At 58.7% G+C, this 3,609-nt stretch carries 4 protein-coding genes; 3 read left to right on the top strand and 1 reads right to left on the bottom strand.

Translation table 11 applies throughout. The annotated features are described in order from the left end of the window. From RDM88_RS12175 to RDM88_RS12165, 3 genes are all read left to right on the top strand, one after another. On the top strand, positions 1-237 hold a 237-nt coding region (locus RDM88_RS12175; protein ID WP_308755094.1), incomplete at its 5' end, for a DUF4368 domain-containing protein. Positions 238-776: 539 nt separating this feature from the next. Beyond that, complete coding sequence (locus RDM88_RS12170; RefSeq protein ID WP_308755093.1) at positions 777-1,211, top strand: MarR family transcriptional regulator; 435 nt, start codon at positions 777-779, stop codon at positions 1,209-1,211. A 1-nt stretch (position 1,212) separates the two neighbouring features. Next, entirely contained in the window at positions 1,213-3,153 is a 1,941-nt protein-coding gene (locus tag RDM88_RS12165; protein ID WP_308755092.1) for a GNAT family N-acetyltransferase, read from the top strand. 49 nt (positions 3,154-3,202) lie between these two features. Here RDM88_RS12165 and RDM88_RS12160 read toward each other — a convergent pair. Then, positions 3,203-3,609, bottom strand: a 407-nt coding sequence (locus RDM88_RS12160) for a hypothetical protein (RefSeq protein ID WP_308755091.1), incomplete at its 5' end; no start/stop codon positions are given.

The raw sequence follows: 3,609 nt of genomic DNA, 5'->3' as shown, positions 1-3,609 counted from the left end.
GACGAGCAGGAACAACTGGAAAACGGCGTGGATGCGGAAAGTCCTTTTCTGACAGCATTTCTCAAATATCAGAACATCGACAAACTGACACGGGAAATTCTGGCCGAGCTCATTGATTATATCAAAGTTTACGAGGGCGGCAATATTAGCGTGAAATTCAAATACGCTGATGAGTTCCGTCGCATGGCTGAATATATCGAGCTCAACGCTCCTATGGTTCAAGAGGCTGCGGGCTGATATATAGCCCTATTACCTAATCCGTTTGCTGGTTTTCCTAATATATATTGCCCATATGATTTTTGTATGTATACTGGAATTGGCAGGAGTGGTCACCAAGATAGCTTAGCAAACAAAATGTACGACTTAAATATTGCTGTCTTATCACATAAACGGCAAGGTCTACCGTTACTACTTTTTGAAAAGAAAAATGGCAAGTATTATTTTGTCGGAGAGTATGAGTTAACTGAAACACATCAAAATATACAACCAGACGATGACAAGTTTCTTAGAAGGGTATTTGTATTCCATCTGAAAAAAATTTCTAGTTCTATTGAGATCACATTACTTTCAGATTAACCGCAAATTTTTATCATTATATCAAGCAAATAGAATCATTTGCGAACTCCAAGAATTGTAATGGGTCAGGCTTTCGCCTGACTCTTTTTCTTGTTTTACTATAGCGGAAATTTTATTCCCCGGCACTTGACGGTATTTGCTATTCGTGTTATAGTTAAGCAAAATTATATAAATTTACTTAACTATATAGGGGGATCAGCATGGACCTGCGGGACACCCTAAATCAATACTACTACGACACCACGGTCTGCGACCTGCGTCAGCTCAGCCGGACGGGTGGCGGGGAGCTCTCCTACAACAGCATCATGTATCTGGACGTCATCTCCTTCCAGGAAAAGGCCGGGGGCTGCACGGTAAGCGGGCTGGCGAAGACGCTCCACATTTCCGCTCCGGCCGCCACCCTCAAGGTCAATGAACTCGTAAGGCTGGGGCTGGTTGAAAAAACGCGCAGCGAGACGGACCGGCGGGTCGCCTACCTGCGCGTGACAAAACGGGTGGCCGAATCCCTCAAAAGCTACGACAGCCCCTTTGAGCGCGCCGTACAGGCGGTTGAGCGGCGGTTTTCAGCGGATGAGATCCGGGCTTTCTGCTCGATCCTCGGCGCCTTTACCGAGGAATACAAAAAGGATTTTTGATATGGAACAGCAAAACCAGATATTCGAGACGCTTTCTCCCACCCGCCTGTTCTTCCGGTGCGCCCTCCCCAGCATGGCTAGCATGGCCGTCATCGCCCTCTATACGATTGCGGACGGCGTCTTTGTGGGGCGTTTCATCGGGTCGGACGCCCTTGCGGCAATCAACCTCGTCATGCCCGTGCTCAGCATCAGCTTCGCCCTCGCCGATATGGTCGCCGTCGGCTCGTCGGTGCAGATCGCCATCCGTCTGGGCGAAAAAAAGGAGCTGGAGGCCAGCCGGATTTTTACCGTCTGCTCCCTGCTGATCGTCGGGATTTCCGTGGCCGTTGGCATGATCGGCTATTTCGGCGCGGAACCGCTCCTGCGCCTGATGGGGGCGGACGCGGAGGTCACCGCGTTCGCGGTGGAGTATACCAAGGTGTACGCCGTCTTCGCGCCCTTCATCATGGTGTTCTTCGCGGTCGACAACTATCTCCGGATCTGCGGCCGCACCCACTACAGCATGGCGCTCAACATCATGACCGCCCTTCTCAACATCCTGCTGGACTATCTTTTCCTTGGCGTGCTGCGGCTCGGCATCGGCTCCGCCGCGCTGGCCTCCTGCATCGGGCTCTCGCTGGGCACCCTTCTCGGCTACTGGCCGTTTCTCCGGAAGAAGCTGCAGCTGCGCTTCGTGCGCGGAAAAATCCGGCTCCGGCAGATCGTTAACATCCTGTTTAACGGCTCCTCCGAGTTCTTTTCCAACATCGCGGGCTCCATTCTGATGATCATCCTGAACAGCCTTCTGCTCCGCCTGGCGGGTTCGATGGCGGTGGCCGCGTTTTCCATCGTCCTCTATGTGGACAGCATCATGGCGACCCTCCTCTACGGCATGACCGACTCGATGCAGCCAGCGATCAGCTACTGCTACGGCGCGAAGCTGCGCGGCCGCATGTTCGCCTTTGAAAAGCGGGTTCTGCTCGCGGGCGCGCTGCTCTCCGGACTCACGCTGGCCGGGATGCGCCTCGGCGGGCAGGGGATCATCGCCCTGTTTATCCGGGAGAACGACCCGGCCCTGCTCGAGATGAGCCTGCGGGCAATGGAGCTCTTCTCCTTCACCTATCTGACCGGCTGGATCGGCGTGGGACTCAGCGCCTTCTTCACCGCCGTCAACAGGCCGGGGACTTCCCTCGGCATCTCCATCGGCCGCGCACTCTTCTTCCCGCTGCTCTCGCTCGCCGTCCTGGTCCCCCTGCTGGGCGTGGACGGCGTGTGGCTCACCTCGGCGGTCAGCAGCACGCTGACGGCCGCCGCCGCGGTCATTTTTCTCGCGCGGTTTTTGCATGGGCAGAAAACTTTATGCGCCCGGAACGCGCCGCGGGGAAAAGCCGGCGGCCTCGAAGAGCAAATCAATACAGCGCCCGCGGAAGACGCGGGCGGTTTGGAGGAACACATGATTATCCGAAAAGAGACCCCAGCGGACCATGAGGCGGTATGCGAGCTCGTCAGGACCGCGTTCGCAGATGCCGAGCACAGCGACGGACAGGAGCACGAGCTGGTGGCCGCCCTGCGGAAAAGCGACGCGTTCGTCCCCGGGCTGTCGCTCGTCGCGGAGGTGGACGGAACCCTCGTGGGGCACATCCTGTTCACGGAAATCCGGATCGGCGGGCGGACCGCGCTGGCGCTCGCCCCGCTCGCCGTGCTCCCTGCGTACCAGCGGCGGGGCGTCGGCTCCGCGCTGATCGCGGAGGGACACCGCGCGGCCAGGGAGCTGCGCTATCCCTGTTCCGTCGTCCTCGGAAGCGAAAAATACTACCCGAAATTCGGTTACCTGCCCGCCGAGCGGTTCGGAATCCGTCCGCCGTTCGACGTGCCTTCGGAAAACTTCATGGCCCTGCCCCTGTCGGACGAGCCCGTCCACATGGAGGGCGTCGTGCAGTACGCGAAGGAGTTCGGCATCTGACGGGCGCGAAAAAGCCGGGGAACCCAATGGGGTTCCCCGGCTCCGTTTTTTACCCGGCGGTCTTCCGATCCTCGAGGATTTTTTCCGCCAGCTCCTCCGCCAGCCGCTCCACCATTTCGATCTGCGCCGCGTCCGCGCCGGTGAGGTGGACCCCCGCGGAGACGACGACCACCGCGTTCAACGCGCGGCAGAGCCGTTCGGCGATCGGGCGGGCGACGGCTTCATCCTTGTGGCCCAGCTGGTTCCACACCGAGCAGGTGCAGGAGACCGTCCCGTCCCCGCGCAGGCTGGGGCGCGGCTGCGCGATGGCCACCGACCCGACGTGCGACCGCCCGCCGCCCACCGTCACGGTGAGGCCCTCGTCGAGCGCCGCCGCCTGCGCTTCGAGCGCGAGGCCGCCCCGCGACACGCGGTAAAATCCCGTAACCATCCGGTTCTCCCCTTCCCCGGCGGCCT

It is taken from the genome of uncultured Anaerotruncus sp., assembly GCF_902490045.1.
In the GTDB taxonomy this organism is placed as follows: domain Bacteria; phylum Bacillota; class Clostridia; order Oscillospirales; family Ruminococcaceae; genus Anaerotruncus.
Note: the sequence above shows the minus strand (reverse complement) of the source record. Positions and strands in the feature narration are given on the sequence as shown.

Excerpts from the sequence above, each read along its gene's own strand:
- RDM88_RS12170 (WP_308755093.1), top strand. The coding sequence starts at position 777 with ATGGACCTGCGGGACACCCTAAATCAATACTACTACGACACCACGGTC.
- RDM88_RS12165 (WP_308755092.1), top strand. The coding sequence starts at position 1,213 with ATGGAACAGCAAAACCAGATATTCGAGACGCTTTCTCCCACCCGCCTG.